Here is a 22,139-nt window from a genome sequence, read left to right on the forward strand (position 1 = left end):
CCATTTTATAGAATATTTAATGCAGTGTAATCGTTTTTACATTAAAAGCTGTTTGTTGAAATAGCTTGGAAGCAATTTTTTGGAAAAGCTCTTGAGGACCTGTTGTTAAAAAATGATGATGCTTAACCTCAGGTGACTGATTTAAAGCATTTTTATAAGATAAAATTGTACTAGCTTCCCGTGCAGTTTCATCACCAGAAGAAATAATCTTCACTGCTTGTCCCATTTGTTTTTCAATTAACATTCGAAGAATAGGATAATGGGTGCATCCTAAAATAAGAGTGTCAATAGTACTTCCGCGGAAAGGTAAGAGTGCTTCCTTGACAATCTGAGCAGCATGTTCTCCTTCAAATTCACCACTCTCTACAAGTGGAACGAAGCTTGGACATGCTAAACTTTCAACAAAAACAGAGTTTTTAATTGTTTTTAGCGCAGTATCGTATGCACCACTTTCGATTGTATTAAATGTTCCAATTACACCGATTCGGTCATTTTTCGTTACCTTGATAGCAGTTCGTGCACCTGGAAAAACAACCCCAATAACAGGAATATCAACTGCTTCTTGGATTTCTTGTAAAGCAATAGCGGTCGCAGTATTGCAGGCGATTACAAGCATTTTAATATGATGGTTTGTTAATAAGTACTCCGTCAACTCCCAAGTGAACCTTCTAACCTCATCAATCGGTCGTGGTCCATATGGACATCTAGCTGTATCTCCTAGATAAATAATCTCTTCTTTAGGTAATTGTCTCATAATTTCTTTCGCAACAGTTAGACCGCCGACTCCAGAATCAATGACACCGATAGGTCTTTTCAAAAAATCGCCTCATTCTTCTTTCATTTCACGCTGTAACTTTTTTAAAGATTTTTCCAAAGAAAGTAATTCGTCTTCTTCGAAATTGATGAGTGTATCTCTTAAATAATTTTGTCTTTTTTCAATGACCTCTGCGATAATTCGTTCGCCTTCGCTTAGTAGATGAATACGAACAACTCTTCTATCTTTTGGGTCCTTCACTCTAAGGACGAGTTCGTTTTTTTCCATTCTATCAACTAAATCAGTTGTCGTGCTAAAGGCTAGATACATTTTGTTTGAAAGCTCACCTATTGTTAAATCTCCATGCTCAAGCAACCACTGCAAAGCGACAAATTGTGGAGGTGTAATGGTATATTGACTTAGAATTTCTCTACCTTTTTGCTTTATAATACCCGATATATGACGTAGCGATTTTTCAAGATCCGCTACGGTCTGGACATTCATCATCATTTCTTGCTGGTCTTTTGTCATCGACAAACCCTCGCTAAAATATAAGATTACACGTGTATAAACGTGTATATTACTCCATATTTTCCACGTTTTTTGTCAAAATTGCAAGTTAAAAAGTGGTGGCTGTCCTCTAGCGCTTTAAAGCAATATGGAATAGCCGCTACAAAAAATAATAACCGGCCATCCTCATTACAAGGTCGACCGGTACTTTTTAAAGCTCAAGTTCACCCATTCGAAGGAGCTCAACAACCGCTTGAGAACGCCCCTTGACTCCAAGCTTTTGCATCGCATTCGAGATGTGGTTCCGAACCGTTTTTTCGCTAATAAAGAGCTCGCCTGCTATTTCTTTTGTTGTTTTATCTTGAACTAACAATTCGAATACTTCTCTCTCTCTTTTGGTGAGTAAAGGTTTTGATTGAAACTCTTTCTCCTTCAAGTATTGTAACCCTCCTTGCTAAGGTGAGAGCTGAACTAACGGTTAGGTATAGTATTAGTCAACTTATTGTATGTGTTTCCAAGGTTACCGGTGACAGCAATTATGAAGGAAAAGGTGTTTTACCTAAGTCTATTTTTAAATTGTGAGTTCAACTTTTTCAAGTAATGTCGCTTTATCTTCTATAGCCCATGTAATGCTTCTGCCAGTGTGCTTAGAAATTTGGATAATGATGCCCCTCAAACAGACTCTCTCCAGATTGGTTTAAAGCTAAGTAGAGAAATTTAATCGATGAATTTCCTACTGTATTTACTTTTTCAACTAATTCTGTCCTTCCTTCTTCAAAGTATGTTGGAACTGTGGTTTTGTTCATATGTCTAAAAAAGATCACTTTCAGCAAACAAATTTATATAACTAAAACACCTTTCCCATAAGGAAAAGGTGTTTTTGTAGTTATACTTGGTCGCTTCCAAAGAAGTTTCGGAATGATTGAATCGTTGTATCACGGTTTAATGCAGCAATCGATGTTGTCAAAGGAATTCCTTTTGGACAAGATTGAACACAGTTTTGTGAGTTTCCACAGTTTGCTAATCCGCCATCACCCATGATTCCCTCAAGACGCTCTGCTTTGTTCAAAGCACCTGTTGGATGAGCATTGAAAAGACGAACCTGCGAAAGTGGTGCCGGTCCAATAAAGTTTGATTTACTATTTACGTTAGGACATGCTTCAAGACATACTCCACATGTCATACATTTAGAAAGCTCATAAGCCCATTGGCGTTTCTTTTCAGGCATACGTGGTCCTGGACCTAAATCATGTGTTCCATCAATTGGGATCCAAGCCTTTACTTTTTTCAATGAGTCAAACATACGACTACGATCAACTTGTAGATCACGAACGACAGGGAATGTTCTCATTGGCTCAAGACGAATTGGTTGCTCAAGCTTGTCAACAAGAGCCGTACAGGATTGGCGTGGTTTGCCGTTAATGACCATCGAACAGGCTCCACATACCTCCTCTAAGCAGTTCATATCCCAGTTGATTGGTGTCGTGTCTTTTCCCTTAGAGTTTACTGGATTACGTCTAATTTCCATAAGAGCAGAAATTACATTCATATTTGGGCGATAAGGGATTTCAAATTCTTCCTGATAAGGGGTTTGCTCAGGTGTTTCTTGTCTTGTAATAATAAAACGAACAACTTTATTCTCGCTCATTATTAATTATCCCCCTTTTTCTTTTTAGAATAATCACGCTTACGCGGTGCAATCAATGAAACGTCAATTTCTTCGTAATGGAACTTTGGTGCAGCTTTTTCACCAGCAAATTTTGCAACTGTAGTTTTTAAGAATTCCTCGTCATTACGCTCTGGAAAGTCGGGTTTATAATGGGCTCCACGGCTTTCATTTCGATTGTATGCACCAAGGGTAACTACGCGTGCCAACTGAAGCATATTTTTTAATTGACGTGTAAAGGCAGCACCTTGATTGCTCCACTTTGCTGTATCATGAATATTAATATTTTCATATCGTTCAAGTAACTCTTGAATTTTTTCATCTGTTTTTAAAAGCTTTTCGTTGTAACGAACAACTGTAACGTTGTCTGTCATCCATTCTCCTAATTCCTTATGAAGAACGTATGCATTCTCATCACCATCAAGCTTCATGATGTTTGACCATTTTTCTTCTTCTTGTTTCACATGATCTTCAAAAATAGTAGCAGGTAAATCTTCAGCTCTTTTTTCAAGTTCATTTATATAACTAGCTGCTTTAGGTCCAGCAACCATTCCACCGTATATCGCCGATAATAAGGAGTTAGCTCCTAAGCGATTGGCTCCGTGCATAGAATAGTCACATTCACCAGCTGCGAATAAACCAGGAATATTTGTCATTTGATTGTAATCTACCCATAACCCGCCCATTGAATAGTGAACAGCTGGGAAGATTTTCATTGGTACTTTACGAGGATCATCACCCATGAACTTTTCATAGATTTCAATGATTCCACCAAGCTTAACATCTAGTTCTTTCGGATCTTTATGAGAAAGATCTAAATACACCATGTTTTCGCCATTAATTCCTAGCTTTAAGTCTACACATACATGGAAGATTTCACGTGTTGCAATGTCACGCGGTACTAAGTTTCCGTATGCAGGGTACTTTTCTTCAAGGAAATACCATGGCTTTCCATCTTTATATGTCCATACTCGTCCACCTTCACCACGAGCAGATTCACTCATTAGACGAAGTTTGTCATCTCCAGGAATTGCCGTAGGATGAATCTGAATGAACTCACCGTTTGCATAATGAGCACCTTGTTGGTAAACAATTGATGCAGCCGAACCAGTGTTAATAACTGAATTGGTTGATTTACCAAATACGATTCCAGGTCCACCAGTTGCCATTATAACTGCATCAGCACGGAATGATTTGATTTCCATTGATTTTAAATCTTGTCCAGTAATTCCGCGACACACACCCTCTTCATCAATTACTGCTCCTAGGAACTCCCAGCCTTCGTACTTCGTTACAAGGCCTGCAACTTCATAACGACGCACCTGTTCATCTAAAGCATACAACAACTGCTGACCTGTCGTTGCTCCAGCAAATGCTGTCCGGTGATGCTGAGTTCCTCCAAAGCGACGGAAATCTAGTAATCCTTCAGGTGTACGGTTAAACATAACACCCATACGATCTAATAGATGGATGATTGATGGAGCAGCGTCACACATTGCTTTTACTGGAGGTTGATTCGCTAGGAAATCTCCTCCGTATACTGTGTCATCAAAATGTTCCCAAGGTGAATCCCCTTCACCTTTTGTATTTACAGCACCGTTAATGCCACCCTGTGCACACACAGAGTGAGAACGTTTAACAGGTACTAATGAGAATAAATCTACTTGAACGCCTTCTTCTGCGGCTTTAATTGTTGCCATTAAACCGGCTAGACCTCCGCCGACAACGATAATTCTGTTACTCAATTAGCCCACTCCCTTTATAGTACGTTTTCTGGATTAGACGAAAGCAAAAATTGTGCGTACGCCAACGAATGAAAGGGCTACAAAAATCCCTAGTGTTACATACGTTGAAATTAATTGTGAGCGAGGTGTTACAGTAATTCCCCAGCTTACAGCGAAAGACCATAAACCATTTGCAAAGTGGAAAACGGTTGAGATGACACCAATTAAATAGAATGCTAGCATAAATGGACTACTTAAGATGGATGCCATCATGTCATAATTCACTTCTGCACCAAGTGCTGCTGCAATTCCCGTTTCCCATACGTGCCAAACAACGAATACAAATGTAATAACTCCAGTTACACGCTGTAGTACGAACAACCAATTTCGCAGATACCCATAGTTACTCACATTGTTTTTTGCGGTGAATGCAATATACACTCCGTAAATAGCATGATATAAGAGCGGTAAGAAAATGATAAACGTTTCTAGTACAATCCTGAATGGAAGGGCTTCCATGAAATGTGCAGCATTGTTAAATGCTTCTTCGCCCCTAGTTGCGAAGTTGTTCACAACGAGATGCTGAATTAAGAAGAGCCCAACCGGAATTACTCCTAGTAATGAGTGTAGCCTGCGATTCATAAACTCTTTGTTTCCAGCCATTTAAAATTACCCCCTAGTATCAATAATGCGCTCAACATTAGGACTCTATTTCTCCATTTTCCAGCCCCAAAGTCTTTAAACTGATAAAATGTGACAAATATATTCTACTCTCATCCTGAATAAGCGTCAAGAAAACGTGTTCATAAATTATAATTTTTAGAAAAATCATAATTATAGTAGTTCCTATTAATTTTTATTTTATCAATATATTGATAGAAAGTTAATCTATATTTTCATTTTTTACTTATATTTCATGTTTTTCTCATCGGTACTTGTTATATAATACTTCATGAAAGAGGGGAAAAACGTGAAAAAACATTCTTATTTGGCTGATTATCAAGAATTAAAGGATTTGCAAATGCCTGCATTTGGGTATGAACTTCTACGTGAAGTTTTACTTCCTGATATTCTAGGGCAAGATTATCCACAAATGCTGTATTGGGCGGGTAAAAGCTTGGCGCGGAAATACCCTGTTCAAACTACAGAAGAGCTCATCTCCTTTTTCTTGGCTGCTGGCTGGGGAAACTTGGATTTAGTTCAAAATAAAAAGAACGAAATGGAATTTGAATTAAGCAGTGATATGATTCAACTCCGCATTAAAAAATCAAACGAAATTTCGTTTCAGCTAGAAGCAGGCTTTGTTGCCGAACAATTACAGCAAATGAACAATCATATTACCGAAACATACGAGCAAGTAAAAAAACGAGCAAACAAAGTTGTTTTCACTGTTAAATGGGATCAAAAAGATGAGATCGCCTCACCTGTAGCTGTTTTTGGAAAAAGAAGTCAAAGATAATATCGTCTGTTTTTTTGTGATTTATCGCACGCTTATGGGTCTGACATTAATACAGTCAGACCCTCTTTAATACGCATTTTATCTGCAATTATTTTATCCTGAATAAGAAAACTTTTTATACTGTTGCTTCTTGTTTAGATAGTTGAAACGCTTCATGTAGTGCTTCAACTGCTTGTACCATATGCTCCTGTGAAACGACAGTTGAAACTTTAATTTCTGACGTACTGACCATTTTCACTGATATCCCTTTATTTGCTAGTACATCAAACATCTCTGCTGCTACGCCTGGATTTGAAATCATCCCAGAACCTACAATTGAAACTTTCGATAATCCACTTTCAGATTCGATTTTTTTGTAGTTAAGTTGTTGTTTGTATTGTTCTAGGACTTTTATCGTATCCTCTAGATCACTAGTTTTAACCGAGAAAGAAATTGACGTTGTCTCTCTACTTGTTGTACTTTGAATGATAATATCAACGTTAATACTATGTTTTGCTAATGTGGAAAAAATAGTCGAAAGCGTTGTTAATTCGTTTGGAAGACCCAAGATGGATACTCTTGTTACTTGATCTTCAAATGCAATTCCTCTTACTACAAGGTTTTGTTCCATTGATGTTTCCTCCTCAATAATTGTCCCTCGTTCATTCTCCATGCTTGAACGTACCTCTAGTGGAACTTGGTAATTCTTCGCAAATTCAACAGCTCTTGGATGTAAAACTCCTGCACCTAAATTCGCTAGCTCAAGCATTTCATCATAGGATATCGCTGAGAGCTTTCTAGCACCTTTAATAAACCGAGGGTCGGTTGTAAAAACTCCTGTTACATCCGTATAAATATCACATTTATCGGCTTTTAGTGCTGCTGCAAGTGCAACTGCAGTTGTGTCAGAGCCTCCTCGACCTAATGTCGTAATTTGCTGTTCGATTGAAGCACCTTGGAATCCAGCAACAACTACAATTTTTCCATTGTTTAGTTGCTGTTGTACTTGATTTGAATCAATATGTGTAATTCTAGCATTGCTATGAACTGATTCTGTTTGAATGCCAGCTTGCCAACCAGTAAATGAAATGGCATCGTATCCTTTTTCAGTTAGCGCCATTGATAACAAAGCAACTGTGACTTGTTCACCTGTTGTAAGTAACATATCCATTTCTCGTTTGTTTGGGCGATCTGTAATTTCTTTTGCAAGAGATACAAGATGGTCTGTCGTTTTCCCCATGGCTGAAACCACAACGACAATATCGTGACCGTTTTGTTTCTCTTGAATAACTCGACTCGCTACGTTACCTATTTTTTCAGGAGAACCTACTGATGTACCACCAAATTTTTGAACGATAATTCCCAACGACAACCTCACCCTTCACCTTTTTATCATAGATCGAACTGTTATGATTCGGACTAGTCCCTGACTTTTTTATGAAATACAAAAAAGCAATGAGATTTACTTATCCCATTGCTTACTAAACGAAAAAAATATTTTCGTTCACACAATGAGATAGCTCTCCAAGAATAAATATCCTTGACAATCTTACACTTTTTCAGTGCAAAACCAGCAATAAAGGAAATGGAACTTTATCACTTCGGCGAAACTTCCCTTTCAACAGTCTTCTTCGGAGTCCAATCTCCTCTAACTGTTTACTATTGAAGCTCGCACCTCTACCATCATTAACGAACTTGAAACGATCAAATATGAAATTAGTAAAAATTGTATCAAATAAATAAAAAAAGCGCAAGCGCCTTGTTCAGCCTTATGACCTCGAGGGGCTAGGCGCTGGATTCAGAAACGCACACTTATTCTTTAAAATATAAAAATTCCGTAAGTAATCTAGAAATAACAATAGCTTATTCTTTTAATTTTTCTAGTAAGGCTTGAGCCGTTTTTGGAGGGATACCCGCTTCCCTCAGCTCATCTAAGGTAGCATCCTTCATTTTTTTAACGGAACCAAAATGTTTCAGGAGCATTTTTTTCCTGTTCTCACCAATACCAGGGATATCATCCAATATGGATTGAAAGGCTGTTTTACCACGTATTTGTCGATGAAACGTTATCGCAAAACGATGAACTTCGTCTTGTATTCTTTGTAATAAATAAAATTCTTGGCTATTTCGTTCTAATTGAACAATAACTGGTGGGTTACCAATCAACAACTCAGAAGTTCGATGTTTATCATCTTTAACTAATCCTGTAACAGGTATTTCTAGAGCTAATTCATTTTCCAATACGTCCTGTGCAGCTGCTAGATGACCTTTCCCTCCGTCGATAATAATTAAGTCAGGTAGGGGCAAGGATTCCTTTAGAGCACGGCTATATCTTCTTCTAACGACCTCGCGCATGGATTCATAATCATCGGGTCCTTGAACGCTCTTAATTTTATACTTCCGGTAGTCTTTTTTTGCTGGCTTTCCGTCAATAAATACAACCATTGCAGAAACTGGATCCGTTCCTTGGATATTCGAATTATCGAATGCTTCTATACGAAGTGGTGTGTGAATACTCAACTTTTCCCCAATGTTTTCAATTGCCTTAATTGTCCGTTCTTCATCTCGTTCAATTAAAGAGAACTTTTCCTTTAGGGCAATCTTTGCATTTTTATGTGCTAATAAAAGAAGGTCTTTCTTTTTACCACGCTTTGGCTGGATGGTAGAGACTTGTAATAATTGTTCCACTAGCTCATGTTCAACACTGTCTGGAATGAGAATTTCTTTTGGAAGAAAATGATTGTTTTTTGAGTAAAATTGACCTAGATAAGTGAGAAATTCCTCGTCAGGAGTGTCGTAAATAGGAAATGTTGAGACATCACGTTCAATTAGCTTTCCTTGACGAATGAAGAAAACTTGAACACACATCCAGCCTTTATCATACGCATAAGCAAAAACGTCTCGATCAACAAAGTCATTCATTGTCATCTTTTGCTTTTCCATTGTTGCTTCAATATGAACAATTTGATCCCGGTATTCCTTTGCCCGTTCAAAATCAAGCTCTTCAGAGGATTTACTCATTTTCTCGGATAAATCTTCTTTAATCTTTTTAAAGCCACCATTTAAAAAACGAGTAATTTCCTCTACCATTTGACGATTCGTCTCGTTCGAAACATCTTTCACACATGGTGCTAAACATTGACCCATGTGGTAATAAAGACAAACGCGATCTGGCAATGTAGAGCATTTTCGTAGTGGATATAAGCGATCTAACAGCTTAATCGTTTCCCGTGCAGCCTGTACATTAGGATAGGGTCCAAAATACTTGCTTTTATCTTTTTTCACTTGACGAGTAACAATTAAACGAGGATGACGTTCATTTGTAATTTTGATAAAAGGATAGGTTTTATCATCTTTTAACATGACATTATATTTTGGATCATGCTTTTTAATTAAGTTTAATTCTAAAATGAGTGCTTCAATATTAGAAGATGTAACGATATATTCAAAGTCTGTAATTTCATTTACTAAACGCAGCGTTTTTCCATCATGTGATCCTGTAAAATACGAACGCACTCGATTTTTAAGCACCTTCGCTTTGCCTATATAGATAATTGTCCCTTGGCGATCCTTCATAATATAACAGCCAGGCTGATCAGGAAGAAGTGCAAGCTTTTCTTTAATAATCCCTTTCATCTGCAGACACTCCAAATAATATGATACTGTCATTGTATCACTTAAGAACACTTTCGTCCTTTGTCAAAAACTCGAAGTTACCACAATCATTTCCTAAGCAATAATTGTACTATTCTGTCTAATGTTGGCAAAATAAGCGCAAGCGCCTTGTTCAGCCCCGACAAGCATAAGACGATTATAAATAGAAGGCGTTCTTTCAATTTATAATTGACTTATGAGCTCGAGGCAGTCAAGAACGCGACGTCCTGTCGCATTGACTGCACTAGCACATCCTGTGCGTCGGGGCTAGGCGCTGGAGCTGGATTCAGAAACGCATACTGAGTTTAAAATTCATATAAATTCTGCTGATGGCAAAATAAAAAGCTGACATTAAGTCAGCTTTTTAGATTAAGCGTGTTTATTTAGTAGGTCTTCTAAAGCTTCTTTAGGTTGGAAACCTACTGCTTTATCGACAACTTCACCATTTTTAAAGACAAGTAGTGTTGGAATACTCATTACACCGTATTTCCCAGCGGTTTCTTGGTTTTCATCAACATCTAATTTAGCGATTTTTATTTTATCACCCATATCAGCATCTAGCTCTTCTAATACTGGAGCGATCATTTTACAAGGTCCACACCAAGGTGCCCAGAAGTCTACTAGTACAACACCTTCGTTTGTTTCTGTTGAAAAATTTTGGTCTGTTACAGTTGTAATTGCCATTGAAATTCCTCCTAATTAAGCTTTAAATTATGTTTAAAGTATAGCACCTAAGGAAACAAACTAGCTAACAATATGCCTCAATATTACTTTCCCCTTTCTTTCCTGCAAAAAACATGCAGGAAAGAAAATAAAAGAGGGCTTTTTATGTATTACTTCGTTCGTAGTGTAAAAGTATTTTTTACTAACTACTTTGTTCGTTCATTCCATCCCTCTTTTTGGATTTGCTTTGAGGAGCAGTTAGTAGTTCATTTTAACAGCTACAATTAGAATCCAGAAGATTATTTAAGAGCAAGGGTAAAGCACGCCTTTGGCGTGCTTTATCTTATGAATGTACTTTTAATTTTTTAAATTCTTCTGTTAGCAGTGGGACTACTTCGAAAAGGTCTCCTACGATTCCATAGTCAGCTACTTTGAAGATGTTTGCTTCTGGGTCTTTGTTAATTGCAACGATGATTTTAGAGTTGGACATCCCTGCTAAATGCTGGATAGCACCTGAAATTCCACAAGCGATATACAAGTCTGGAGTTACAACTTTACCAGTTTGACCAATTTGTAGCGAATAGTCACAGTATTCTGCATCACATGCTCCCCGCGATGCTCCAACAGCTCCGCCTAGAACGTCTGATAGTTCTTTTAAAGGGTTGAAGCCATCTTCACTTTTAACACCACGACCACCTGCAACAACGACCTTTGCTTCAGAAAGATCGACACCTTCTGTTGCTTTACGAACGACCTCTTTCACAATTGTACGCAGATCCTTAATTTCAACTGATAGTGAACTAGTTTCTCCACTTTTTGCTTCATCTTTATCAAGTGGAGCGATGTTATTTGGACGAATAGTAGCAAAAATTGTTCCATCTGTTACAATTTTCTTTTCAAACGCTTTACCAGAGTAGATTGGACGAGTGAATACGACATTTCCTCCAGCCACTTCAACATCAGTTGCATCCGAAATTAATCCAGAATTTAAGCGTGCTGCAAGTTTCGGTGATAAATCTTTTCCAAGTGCAGTGTGCCCAAAAATAATTCCTTCTGGTTTTTCGCTATCAACAACAGCTAAAACAGCTTGTGAAAAGCCATCGGGAGTATACGCTTTCAATTTTTCATTTTCTACAGTGACTACACGGTCTGCACCGTATTGAATGAGTTCGTTTGACAGAGTTGCAACTTTATCACCTATTAATACAGCTACGATTTCTCCACCTTCAGAAATCGTTTTACCTGCTGCGATTGCTTCAAATGATACATTACGTAGAGTTCCTTCACGAACTTCTCCTAGAACTAAAACTTTTCTTGCCATTATATGTTCCCCCAGTTCTCTTAATTTTAAGTTCAGTTAATTTCTCCTGTTGTTAGATCACTTTTGCTTCTGTACGAAGAAGCGTTACTAGTTCTTTTACTTGATCTGCTAAATCACCTTGAAGAACTTTCCCTGCCTCTTTTTTGGGAGGTAAATAAATTTCGATTGTTTTTGTTTTCGGTTCTACTTCATCTTCTTCTAAATCTAAATCATCAAGCTCTAATTCTTCAAGTGGTTTTTTCTTAGCCTTCATAATTCCTGGTAGTGATGGGTAGCGTGGTTCATTTAACCCTTGTTGTGCAGTGACTAATAGTGGGAAAGATGTCTCAATTACTTCAGAATCTCCTTCAACATCACGTGTAACGATTACAGTTTCGCCATTAACTTCTAGTTTTGTAATGGTTGTTACATAAGCAATGTCTAATAGTTCTGCTAATCGTGGTCCAACTTGTCCTGAACCACCATCAATTGCAACATTACCACCTAGAATGATATCGACTTTTTGTTTTTTAAAGTACTGTGCTAAAATTCTTGCAGTTGTATATTGATCTCCTTCTTCAAGATCATCTTCTGTATTAATTAAAACCGCTTTATCACAGCCCATTGCTAATGCTGTTCTTAATTCTTTTTGCGATTCTTCCCCACCAATGGTTACAACTGTTACTTCCCCGCTGTTTGCATCACGAAGTGTAATCGCTTCTTCAATTGCATACTCATCGTAAGGGTTGATGATGAATTCAGCACCATCTTCGTTTATTTGGCCATTTCGAACAGTAAGCTTTTCTTCAGTGTCAAATGTTCTTTTCATAATTACGTAAATGTTCATGTTCAATCCTCCAAGTTCATTTTAATTTTTATCAGTTTCGAATAGTATAATAATTCACCATAAAAAAATGAAAATCGTTATTAACCTTTAAATTGAGGCTTACGCTTTTCAAGGAAAGCTGAAATACCTTCTTTCGCATCAGAGCTTTCAAACACATCACCAAACCATTTAGCTTCGGCTGCAACCCCTTGATGATACGATGGAGTTTTTGAAGCATTTAAGAGTGAAATGGTTGCTTTAACTGAAATCGGGCTTTTTTGTGCAAATTTTTTCGCTAGCTTCAATGTTTCTTCAAGAATTGTTTCATTTGTATAGGCGTGGTTAGCAAGTCCAAATTGCACAGCTTCTAAACCTGTAATCGGTTCACTTGTTAATAGCATTTCAAGCGCTCTTGCAGTGCCTACGTATTTTGGCAGGCGCTGTGTTCCTGCAAATCCAGGTACTAAGCCTAATTGTAATTCAGGTAGACCGAGCTTAGCGTCCTCTGTTACAATTCTTAAATGACAGGACATCGCAAGCTCTAAACCTCCACCAAGTGCGGCTCCATGAATGGCAGCAATCACAGGCTTATTGAATGTTTCTATTCGTTCAAAAAGTTGTTGTCCACTCTCAGCTAATAAAGCAAATTCCTCTCCATTAGGTATGCTGACAAATTCTTTAATATCAGCACCTGCTGAGAAGAAACGTCCTTCACCATGGAGGATAATCGCCCTTACTGCTGAATCATGTTCTAGTTGATCTAGCTGCAATGAAAGCTCTTTCAAAACAGAAGACGATAATGCGTTTGCTGGTCCATGTTGAATAGTGATAATTGCTACATAGTCTTCTCTCGTTACTTTTAAAAAGTTCATAATCGACCCTCCACATATTCACTTACAAGCATTTGCTGATCAGGTTTGACGAGTAGGATCGAAAAGGCCTTTTATGCAGGCCTTCCACACCCATAAATAATGAGTTCATGAACTTGACTAGCTAGTTCTTGTAAATTAAACCGATGTTCGTTCATTACCCATGTCGTAACTGTTTCATCAATCGTGCCAAAGATCATTTGCCTAGCAAGTCGAAGATCTAAGTTATCTCGGAATTCTCCGGTTTGCTTTCCTGTTATAACAATCTTGTCTACAACATTTAAGTAACCTTTCAGCACTTCATTAATTCTTAATCGCAATTCCTTGTGAGATTGTCTTAACTCTAGCTGGGTTACGATGGCAAGGTGATCATCTGCAGCAAGTAATGCAAAATGTTTTTCTATCAACATATATAACTTCTCCGAAGCTGTTTCTTTTCCTGCTATTTCTTCTTCAATTTTTTCAATGAACGTTCCCATTTTCTCTTGAAATAAAGAAACGAGAATGTCTTCTTTATTCTTGAAATAGAGATAAATTGTCCCGTCTGCTACACCTGCTTGCTTAGCAATCTTCGAAACTTGTGCTTGATGGTAGCCATTTTCAGCGATAACAATGACAGCCGCATCAATAATTTGTCTGTATTTTGGTTTTTTATGTTTCAATTCATACTCTTCCCTTCAAAAAATGAATGAATAATCATTCATAAATTAATCATAAGATTTTCTTTGAATGATGTCAAGCCTATTACGTTAATTTAAAACATTATAACATTAAAAGTTAGAAAGCTCTCAAACTATGGTGGAAAAGCGCAAGCGCCTTGGTCAGCCCTGACAAGCATAAGACGATTATAAATAGAAGGCGTTTTTTGCCTTCAATTTATAATTGACTTATGACCTCGAGGCAGTCAAGAACGCGACGTCCTGTCGCATTGACTGCACTAGCACATCCTGTGCGTCGGGGCTAGGCGCTGGAGCTGGATTCAGAAACGCATACTGAGTTTAAAATTTATATAAATTCTGGTGTATGGAAAACCAGAGCCACCTTACCACTAGGCGGCTCTGGTTCAAACAAACTTTCGATTATAGTGAACTACTTAGTTTGCATTTTTTAATTTTTCTTTTTCTTCATCAACAAGTGCACGTCTAAGTATTTTTCCGACTGCTGTTTTTGGCAATTCTTCTCTAAATTCGTAAATTCTAGGAACTTTATAGGCCGCTAAATGTTTACGTGTAAACTCATTCATCTCTTCTTCAGTTGCCGTTTGGCCGTCTCTTAAGACGATATATGCTTTTACTGTTTCTCCGCGATATGGATCTGGAATTCCAGCGACAACGACTTCTTTAACTTTTTCATTTTCATATAGAATTTCTTCAATTTCTCGTGGGTAAATATTGAAACCACCAGCGATAATCAAATCTTTTTTGCGATCAGCGATATAGAAATAGCCATCTTCATCCATATAGCCTATATCTCCAGTTAGGAGCCAACCATCCTTTAAAACAGCGTTTGTTTCGTCTTGTTTATTCCAATAGCCCTTCATTACCTGTGGACCACGAATGGCTATTTCTCCGAGCTCATTCGTTGATGCAATTCCACCATTTTCCATTGAAAAAATAACAGATTCTGTATTTGGCCAAGGTACTCCTACACTACCTTTTCTGCGTTCTCCCCATAGGAAATTCGAATGGGTAACGGGTGAAGTTTCTGATAAACCATATCCTTCAACTAAACGGCCACCTGTTTCTCGTTCAAAGCGTTCTTGGACCTCAACCGGAAGGGGAGCAGAACCACTAAGACAAGCATCAATAGAAGACAGATCATAATCCTTCAAATCAGGATGATTTAAAAGGGCAATATAAATGGTTGGTGCTCCTGGAAAAAGTGTTGGCTTATGTTTTTGAATGGCTTTCAATGTATCGGTTGCATCAAACTTTGGAAGAAGAATCATTTTAAATCCTTGCATCACCGATAAATTCATAACCGTTGTCATTCCATACACATGGAAAAACGGTATTATTCCTAGAACCACTTCTTCGCCTCTTTTACTTTTATACATCCATGCGGAACACATCGTTGTATTAGCAACTAGATTTTCATGTGTCAGCATGACCCCTTTAGGAAAACCAGTCGTGCCACCTGTATATTGCAAAAGAGCAATGTCTTCTTTTGTATTAACTTCAACTTCTTTTACCTCTGGTTGCGCACGTTTTAAAATCTCTTTAAACAGATGGTTGTCACCACCGTGTTCAACTTTGACAACTAGCTGGTTTTGTTTTTTTTGTACGAACGGATAAAGAACATTTTTCGGAAAAGGCAAATAGTCCTTTATACTTGTTACAATGACATGTTTTAATCCTGTTAACGCTTTCATTTTTGAAACACGAGGATAGAGTAAGTCCAACGTTAAAATGTACTCCGATCCACTATCTTTCAACTGGTACTCAAGCTCTCGTTCCATATATAAAGGATTTGTTTGCACAACAATTCCTCCTGAAAAAAGAACACCATAGTAGGCGATTACAGCTTGTGGGCAATTAGGTAGCATAATTGAGACGCGATCTCCCTTTTGCACACCAATACTCTGCAAGTAGCTTGCAAGCTTCAAAGATTGCGTGTAAAGCTCTGAAAACGTAATCTCTTTGCCCAGGAAATTAATCGCTGATTTTGATGGGAATTCTGATGCGGCTTCTTTTAAATACTGTTGGAGCGGTTTGTTTTCGAAGCTAAGATGATGAGGCAGATCTTCTGGGTAATGTTGTAGCCAAGGTTTTTGTGTTTCCATTTCTGATTCCTCCTTTGACCGAGTATAAGACTTTTGACTTATCCTTTATAAAAAGAGTATAGCAGAATTATATTCAGAAATATAAGTATTTTCGGTTTTTATAAATTATTTATATTTTATAAAAGACAAAAAAAGAATCTAACAGCTCTCATTAGATTCCTTTTTCTTCATCCATCTTTTAAAAAAACATTAAATAAATGATGCCAATCAAAATAAATACTCCACAAAATCCAAGTAATACTTTTGCTAACGTTTCCACAGTTTTCTCTCTCCTTATATACCAGCACCAATGACAAATGAAAGACCAATTGAGATGACCATTGAAATGAAACCGACCGCACGATTGTCTTTTTGAATTTCATCATCAATTTTGAACTTTGGTGTTAGAAATTCATAGATGAAATAGCCAAGTAGAAGGAGGATAAAACCGTATAATCCCCAACCAATCATCTGAAGCAAGCTGTCGTGTTGGCCAATCGAAAAACGAAAAATGTTTGCAATCCCGAAGATTTTTCCTCCTGTCGTCATTGCCACAGACATATTGCCTTTTTGTATTTCTTCCCAATTTTTGTACTTGGTTACGAGTTCAAAGATGGTTAAAAATACAACAATACACAGAATGACGACACTATAATACGCTGCCGTCTGAACGAGTTCATTTTCCCAAAATTGGTTCATACTTGTCTCCTTTAGCTTACTTTAATTCGACTACGGTTACACCATTTCCGCCTTCACCTGCTTCACCAAAACGAGTATTCTTAACACTGCGGTGGTTTTTAAGGAATTCTTTTACACCCTGTCTTAATGCACCTGTTCCTTTTCCATGAATAATTGAAACTCTCGGATATCCTGCTAATACTGCGTCATCTAAGTATTTTTCAACCTTTAGGAGAGCGGCTTCAAAACGTTCACCGCGGAGATCTAACTCTAAGGAAACATGGTAGTCTCTTCCCTTTATAGTCGCGAGCGGCTTCGTTTCAACTTGTTTAGGCTTACCTAGATAAAGCAAATCCTTTTCCTTGACCTTCATTTTCATGATTCCAATTTGCACTTGCCATTCTTTCTCGTTCGCTTTTTCAATCAAATGACCTTTTTGATCAAAGCTTATCACTTTGACTTCGTCTCCAGGTGAGAGAACCTGGTGATTAACCGTTTTTTTCTCAGCCTTCTTACTTTTTTCAAAAGCTGGAACAGCTTCTTCTAGCCTTTTTCTTGCGTCAATTAACTCATGCTCTTTCACGTTGGCATGTTGCTCTTTTCTCAATTTCCTTAGCTCACGAATGACTTCTTCGGCTTCTTCCTTTGCTTGATCCACTTTTTCTTCGGCAAGTTTTTCAGCCTTTTCGTATAGTTTATCGCGCTGTTCGTTAAACTCAAGAATTTGCTGTTGCAGCTCAAGGTGTAGCTGCTCGGCTTCTTTACGAATGGTTTCCGCTTTACTTCTTTCGCTCTCAACACGTTTTTGAGTGGTTTCCAAGGAAGCAATCATTGTGTCAACTTCATTACTTTCAGAACTCATTTCAGATTTAGCACGTTGGATAACTTCTTCCCGAAGGCCTAATCGCTTCGAAATTTCGAATGCATTGCTTCGTCCCGGTATTCCTATTAATAGTTTATAAGTTGGGCTTAGTGTATTGATATCGAACTCCACACTAGCATTAATAACTCCTGGTCGGTTGTATCCGTAGGCTTTTAATTCCGGGTAATGTGTAGTAGCGACAACTCTAGCACCTCTTTGGTGCACTTCATCTAAAATAGAAATAGCTAAGGCTGCACCTTCCTGAGGATCTGTTCCTGCACCAAGTTCATCAAATAAAACAAGGCTGTTGTCATCTACCCGCTCAAGTATATCCACAATGTTTACCATATGTGATGAAAACGTACTCAAACTTTGTTCGATCGATTGTTCATCTCCAATATCGGCGTACACCGAATTAAAAACAGCCATTTCAGATCCGTCGAGTGCAGGAATTTGCAAGCCTGACTGTGCCATAAGTGTGAATAATCCCAAGGTTTTCAACGCAACTGTTTTTCCCCCAGTATTTGGACCTGTTATCACAATCGTCGAAAAATCCATTCCGAGCTCGATATCATTAGCTACTACAACCTCATCAGGTAACAAGGGGTGGCGGCCTTTAAAAATTTTCACAATACCTTGATTGTTAATGGCCGGTTTCGTGCCTTTAATTTGCTTTGCATACTTTGCTTTTGTAAACATAAAATCCATCTCGGCAAGGCAAACAACATTTTCTAGTATTTCTTCAGCGTGTAGGGCAACTTCTTCTGTTAATGCTCGTAAAATTCGGTCTATTTCAACTTTTTCCTTCATCTTTGCCTGCTGTAATGTGTTGTTTAAGTCCACAATCACCTGGGGTTCAATAAAAAGAGTTGCACCTGAACTTGATTGGTCATGAATGATCCCGCCGTAAGCTGAACGATATTCCTGCTTTACGGGAAGTACAAACCGATCATTCCGAATTGTAATCAGGGCATCTGAGAGCATTTTCCCGGCAGAGGATGAGCGAATCATCGATTCTAGCTTGTCACGAACTCTCGCTTCAGTTGTGCGTAGTTGCTGTCTTATATTCTTTAGCGTATCACTAGCACTATCGAGCATATTTCCATTGTCATCAATACATTGATTAATTTTTCTTTCAAGTTCTTGCAAAACGACAATTCGTTCAGCCAGCAATGGAAGATGGACAAGCTCAATCCCACTTTCAATCATATCTACGATAAACTTTTTCATATTTCTTGCAGCATATAATGTCCCTGCAACTTCAATTAACTCGAAACTGCTTAACATGCCACCGATTTGCGCTCTTTTGATATTCGCACGAACGTCAACTAAACCTCCAAGTGGAGCGTGACCCTTTAATCTTAGTACATTGGCGGCTTCATCTGTTTGTTCATGTTGCCTTTTCACTTCTTGATAATCTGTTGATGGAACAAGCTTTTCCACCTTCTCTTTTCCTAAAGAGGACGAGGCGTGCTTTAGTAACTGTTCCTTTACTTTTTCAAATTCTAACACTCTCATTACTTTTTGTTGCAATGAATAAAACCTCCTGTATAGGAACCTTCCAATGAAGGGGTTTTCCTGCTATTTCTTTATAAAATCAGATTTAATGATGTCGATTCAAAAAACTTTTTACCTTCTCGAGCTCCCAAGTATTAATAACGTTTTCGCTTTCAACCCAACCTTTAATTGCAGTTGAAACGCCAATTGGCATGTGACCGAGCATTTCTTTGTTATGTGCGTCTGTGTTTATAACAATTTTAACACCCGCTTGATGTGCTTTTCGAATATGTTCAGCACTTAGATCTAGTCGATTTGGATTTGCATTTAACTCAAGTGCAGTATCCGTCTCCTTTGCAAGCTGGATCAGCAGATCAATGTCAACGTCATAGCCTGCTCGGCGACCTATCAAGCGCCCTGTTGGATGGGCAATGATATCCACATGATGATTCTCGAGTGCATTTTTTAACCGCTCCATGATCACTTCTCTTGGTTGTGAAAAGCTAGAATGAATTGAAGCAATGACAAGATCCATCTCTCCTAACAGCTCATCGTCGTAATCAAGAGTTCCGTCAGGTAGAATGTCCATCTCAACACCTGTTAAGATCGTAAAGTCCTCAAATTCTTCGTTCAATGCTTTCACTTCTTCTTTTTGTGCACGTAGTCTTTCCGGTGTTAATCCATTCGCAACCTTTAAGTAGTGTGAATGATCGGTAATCGCCATATAGCTGTACCCTTTTTCTCGGCAAGCTTCAGCCATTTCTCTAATTGTGAAGGCTCCATCACTCCATGTTGAGTGCATATGTAAGTCGCCTTTAATATCCCCTAATTGAATCAGTTTGTTGTCTTTTTTTATTAAATCGACTTCATCCCCAGCTTCCCTCGATTCTGGAGGGAAGTGCGGTAAGTCAAAATATGCGTAAAAAGCTTCTTCGGTTTCAAACGTTTTAACTTCAGACGTTTCATTGTTTTCGACACCATATTCACTAATTTTTTCTCCACGTTCTTTTGCAAGCTGACGCATTCTCACATTATGATTTTTTGATCCTGTAAAATGATGAAGTGTTGTTGCAAACTCAGCTGCACGAACGATACGAAAATCGACGCTCACTTCGTATTCATAGCTAAGCTGAAGTGAAATTTTTGTTTCACCGTTTGCAATTACGTCAGAAACATGTGGAATTTCAAGCAATTGTTTTTGTACTATTTCATAGTTATCTGTAGCGATAATAAAATCTAGATCTTTAATCGTCTCTCTCATTCTACGTAGACTACCCGCTCTTGAAAAAGAAAGAATTCCATTACACGTTTTTAAATAAGCTTCAATTTCATCTGCAATTGGTAGCATAAAGCTTAGTGGAAGTCTCTCAGGACGCTTTCCCACTTCTTCAATAGCTGCTAGAATTTTTTCTTCGGATTTTTTTCCAAAACCAGCAAGATCTTGAATTTTATTGTCGTCACATGCCTGCTTTAATGCATCTAGACTATCTATTTTTAATTCTTTATATAGCTTTGCTATTTTTTTACCACCTAAGCCTGGTAGTTTAAGAAGAGGCAGTAATCCTGTTGGCACTTGCTCTTGTAGTTGATTTAGCATCTCTGATTGGCCTGTTTTTAAATATTCCTCAATAACCGAGGAAGTTCCTTTTCCGATTCCTGCAATCTTTGTAAAGTCATCAATTGTTGCAAGACTTCGATCATCCAATTCAAGTGCATTTGCCGCTTTACGAAAAGCTGAAATTTTAAATGGATTATCACCCTTAAGCTCCATGTAAATAGCAATCTTTTCTAACAGCTTTATCACGTCTTTTTTATGTAGTTCCAAACGACTCACCTCTAGTTAATGACTTACGTAAACCTTCTATAAAAATGATACAAATAAATGCTTGAAAAGTACAATAGTTAAGAATGAAAAAACTTCTCTATTTCTATAGAGAAGTTACGTTCGTATATTGAATCCAAAGCTCATTTACTTTGTCTGAGAAATAAGGAGTATGATTGACAATTAAGTCTGCTAACATAGATTGTTCCATCGCACTTTGTAACGGCCCTATTGGCATTAAAGCACCGATGAAAAGTAAAATAAATACAATTAAGTAGATTTCTACAAAACCTAATATAGAGCCTGCCCATTTATTAAGCTGTTTTAAAATTGGCAATAAGGCAACAAAATCTAGCATGGACCCAATAATTTGCATAACAATTTTTGTCCCAATGAATAATAGCACAAATGCCACTGCTCGGTAAAAGGAACCTTCTAAATCATCTCCACTCAAAATCGACAGCACAGCTGGACCATCGCTAGTAGAAGGATAGGGAATCCACAGCTTTAACTTCGGGGCTAACGTCTCATAATATTGATATGCTACAATATAAGCAATAATAAATCCGGTTAAATGAACGAATTGAAGAATAAAACCGCGTTTAAGTCCAACTAGTATTCCAAATAATAGAATGATAATAATTACTAAATCTAGCATTTCTTTACTTCAATCCTTTTCTGTAAATTGTCTCTCTAACTTCTCGTAATCTTCTTTTAGTTTCAGATAATCATGCACAACATTTACAGCAGTTAATACTGCCAGTTTATTTATATCGAGGCTAGAATTCTTACTATTTAGGTCTCTCATTTTATCATCAACAATGGAAGCAACCATACGAACATGGCTAGTGCTTTCCGTCCCTATAACTGAGAATTGCTGTCCATATATATTGACTGTCGTTTTCGTTTTTGGGCGATTTGACACTGAAAATCCTCCATTCCCTGCAAATCCTTTAAAATACATAATACCATAAGTTTTTCAGCTTTGCTGAAAAAACACGGTCTATTTTTGGGTAGCGTTGTTACGTCCCGTGACTGATTTAAATTTAGTTTTAGAATAGTACGGTTTATTAAGCCTTGAGAAAAATAAAAATACTAAAAAAGAGGGTTGATTG

At 37.7% G+C, this 22,139-nt stretch carries 21 protein-coding genes and 1 riboswitch; of the genes, 1 reads left to right on the forward strand and 20 read right to left on the reverse strand.

Annotated elements, in window-relative coordinates:
• Positions 1-16: 16 nt before the first annotated feature.
• The 7 genes from racE to ACFFIX_RS01960 all read right to left on the reverse strand — a co-directional run bounded on the left by racE (position 17) and on the right by ACFFIX_RS01960 (position 5,317).
• The gene (racE, locus tag ACFFIX_RS01930; protein ID WP_378929943.1) at positions 17-817 is read right to left on the reverse strand and encodes a glutamate racemase; all 801 of its coding nucleotides are present in this window, start codon (positions 815-817) and stop codon (positions 17-19) included.
• Positions 818-826: 9 nt separating this feature from the next.
• A complete protein-coding gene (locus ACFFIX_RS01935; RefSeq protein ID WP_378929945.1) occupies positions 827-1,285 on the reverse strand; it encodes a MarR family winged helix-turn-helix transcriptional regulator in 459 nt (152 codons plus the stop codon).
• Positions 1,286-1,475: 190 nt separating this feature from the next.
• A complete protein-coding gene (gene gerE / locus ACFFIX_RS01940; RefSeq protein ID WP_029279253.1) occupies positions 1,476-1,700 on the reverse strand; it encodes a spore germination transcription factor GerE in 225 nt (74 codons plus the stop codon).
• 211 nt (positions 1,701-1,911) lie between these two features.
• The gene (locus ACFFIX_RS01945) at positions 1,912-2,070 is read right to left on the reverse strand and encodes a hypothetical protein (protein ID WP_378929948.1); all 159 of its coding nucleotides are present in this window, start codon (positions 2,068-2,070) and stop codon (positions 1,912-1,914) included.
• Positions 2,071-2,150: 80 nt separating this feature from the next.
• Complete coding sequence (gene sdhB / locus ACFFIX_RS01950; protein ID WP_378929950.1) at positions 2,151-2,912, reverse strand: succinate dehydrogenase iron-sulfur subunit; 762 nt, start codon at positions 2,910-2,912, stop codon at positions 2,151-2,153.
• 2 nt (positions 2,913-2,914) lie between these two features.
• Positions 2,915-4,675, reverse strand: a complete 1,761-nt coding sequence (gene sdhA / locus ACFFIX_RS01955; RefSeq protein ID WP_378929952.1) for a succinate dehydrogenase flavoprotein subunit — start codon at positions 4,673-4,675, stop codon at positions 2,915-2,917.
• 33 nt (positions 4,676-4,708) lie between these two features.
• Positions 4,709-5,317 (reverse strand): succinate dehydrogenase cytochrome b558 subunit, encoded by a 609-nt coding sequence (locus tag ACFFIX_RS01960; protein ID WP_378929954.1) that lies wholly within the window; start codon positions 5,315-5,317, stop codon positions 4,709-4,711.
• Positions 5,318-5,606: 289 nt separating this feature from the next.
• Here ACFFIX_RS01960 and ACFFIX_RS01965 point away from each other — a divergent pair, with 289 nt between their 5' ends.
• Complete coding sequence (locus tag ACFFIX_RS01965; protein WP_378929956.1) at positions 5,607-6,113, forward strand: YslB family protein; 507 nt, start codon at positions 5,607-5,609, stop codon at positions 6,111-6,113.
• A 115-nt stretch (positions 6,114-6,228) separates the two neighbouring features.
• Here the strand turns inward: ACFFIX_RS01965 and ACFFIX_RS01970 are convergent, their stop codons facing one another.
• The 13 genes from ACFFIX_RS01970 to zapA form a co-directional block, all read right to left on the reverse strand.
• Positions 6,229-7,458, reverse strand: a complete 1,230-nt coding sequence (locus ACFFIX_RS01970) for an aspartate kinase (protein WP_378929958.1) — start codon at positions 7,456-7,458, stop codon at positions 6,229-6,231.
• Between the two features lie 143 nt (positions 7,459-7,601).
• Positions 7,602-7,780: riboswitch (Lysine riboswitch) on the reverse strand.
• Positions 7,781-7,955: 175 nt separating this feature from the next.
• Positions 7,956-9,728 carry an excinuclease ABC subunit UvrC gene (gene uvrC / locus ACFFIX_RS01975; RefSeq protein WP_378929960.1) on the reverse strand — a complete coding sequence of 591 codons (1,773 nt, stop codon included), beginning with the start codon at positions 9,726-9,728 and terminating at the stop codon, positions 7,956-7,958.
• Between the two features lie 387 nt (positions 9,729-10,115).
• Positions 10,116-10,430 carry a thioredoxin gene (gene trxA, locus ACFFIX_RS01980; protein ID WP_378929962.1) on the reverse strand — a complete coding sequence of 105 codons (315 nt, stop codon included), beginning with the start codon at positions 10,428-10,430 and terminating at the stop codon, positions 10,116-10,118.
• A gap of 322 nt (positions 10,431-10,752) precedes the next feature.
• On the reverse strand, positions 10,753-11,730 hold the full coding sequence (locus ACFFIX_RS01985) for an electron transfer flavoprotein subunit alpha/FixB family protein (RefSeq protein WP_378929964.1): 978 nt from the start codon (positions 11,728-11,730) through the stop codon (positions 10,753-10,755).
• 52 nt (positions 11,731-11,782) lie between these two features.
• Positions 11,783-12,556, reverse strand: a complete 774-nt coding sequence (locus ACFFIX_RS01990) for an electron transfer flavoprotein subunit beta/FixA family protein (RefSeq protein WP_378929966.1) — start codon at positions 12,554-12,556, stop codon at positions 11,783-11,785.
• A gap of 80 nt (positions 12,557-12,636) precedes the next feature.
• Positions 12,637-13,407: an enoyl-CoA hydratase gene (locus ACFFIX_RS01995; RefSeq protein ID WP_378929968.1), complete on the reverse strand. Its 771-nt coding sequence runs from the start codon at positions 13,405-13,407 to the stop codon at positions 12,637-12,639.
• 71 nt (positions 13,408-13,478) lie between these two features.
• The gene (fadR, locus tag ACFFIX_RS02000; RefSeq protein WP_378929970.1) at positions 13,479-14,066 is read right to left on the reverse strand and encodes a fatty acid metabolism transcriptional regulator FadR; all 588 of its coding nucleotides are present in this window, start codon (positions 14,064-14,066) and stop codon (positions 13,479-13,481) included.
• A gap of 431 nt (positions 14,067-14,497) precedes the next feature.
• Positions 14,498-16,186, reverse strand: coding sequence for an AMP-binding protein (locus ACFFIX_RS02005; RefSeq protein ID WP_378929972.1), 1,689 nt, complete (start codon positions 16,184-16,186; stop codon positions 14,498-14,500).
• A 273-nt stretch (positions 16,187-16,459) separates the two neighbouring features.
• A complete protein-coding gene (locus tag ACFFIX_RS02010) occupies positions 16,460-16,864 on the reverse strand; it encodes a DUF350 domain-containing protein (protein ID WP_378929974.1) in 405 nt (134 codons plus the stop codon).
• A gap of 16 nt (positions 16,865-16,880) precedes the next feature.
• Positions 16,881-19,238: an endonuclease MutS2 gene (locus ACFFIX_RS02015; protein WP_378929976.1), complete on the reverse strand. Its 2,358-nt coding sequence runs from the start codon at positions 19,236-19,238 to the stop codon at positions 16,881-16,883.
• A gap of 70 nt (positions 19,239-19,308) precedes the next feature.
• On the reverse strand, positions 19,309-21,027 hold the full coding sequence (gene polX, locus ACFFIX_RS02020; RefSeq protein WP_378929978.1) for a DNA polymerase/3'-5' exonuclease PolX: 1,719 nt from the start codon (positions 21,025-21,027) through the stop codon (positions 19,309-19,311).
• Positions 21,028-21,130: 103 nt separating this feature from the next.
• On the reverse strand, positions 21,131-21,682 hold the full coding sequence (locus tag ACFFIX_RS02025; protein ID WP_378929980.1) for a CvpA family protein: 552 nt from the start codon (positions 21,680-21,682) through the stop codon (positions 21,131-21,133).
• 9 nt (positions 21,683-21,691) lie between these two features.
• Positions 21,692-21,949, reverse strand: coding sequence for a cell division protein ZapA (gene zapA, locus ACFFIX_RS02030; RefSeq protein WP_378929982.1), 258 nt, complete (start codon positions 21,947-21,949; stop codon positions 21,692-21,694).
• Between the last annotated feature and the right edge of the window lie 190 nt (positions 21,950-22,139).

Origin of the sequence: Metabacillus herbersteinensis (genome assembly GCF_042433335.1) — a bacterium.
GTDB lineage: Bacteria > Bacillota > Bacilli > Bacillales > Bacillaceae > Metabacillus > Metabacillus herbersteinensis.